Below are 410 nucleotides of genomic sequence, written 5' to 3' on the forward strand. Positions count from 1 at the left end.
CCAGCAACGCCTGATGCTGCTCTGGCGTGCCGATGCTGATGCGCAGGAACTGGGCGATTCGCTGCTGTTTGAAGTGGCGAACGATGACGCCCTGCTCGCGCAGTTTCGCAGCCAGGGCTGCAGCATCGTGTTGCGGGTGGCGGGCGAAGATGAAGTTGGCTGCCGATGGCAGCACTTCAAAGCCCTTGCCCTGCAACTGTTCGACCAGCGCCTCGCGGCTTTCGATGACCTTGTTGCGCGTCGACTCGAAGTGCTCGCGATCCTCGAAAGCTGCCGCACCACCCACATTGGCCATACGGTCCAGCGGATAAGAGTTGAAGCTGTTCTTGACCCTCTCCAGCGCTTCGATCAGATCAGGATGCCCCACCGCCAGGCCGACACGCAGACCGGCCAGCGAGCGCGACTTTGAC

The 410-nt window shown here is 62.0% G+C and carries 1 protein-coding gene; it reads right to left on the reverse strand.

The window, feature by feature from the left end; translation table 11 throughout:
- Positions 1–410, reverse strand: a 410-nt coding sequence (locus ALO43_RS16810; RefSeq protein WP_157062320.1) for an aminotransferase class I/II-fold pyridoxal phosphate-dependent enzyme, incomplete at both ends; no start/stop codon positions are given.

The organism is Pseudomonas tremae (assembly GCF_001401155.1).
Classification (GTDB): domain Bacteria; phylum Pseudomonadota; class Gammaproteobacteria; order Pseudomonadales; family Pseudomonadaceae; genus Aquipseudomonas; species Aquipseudomonas tremae.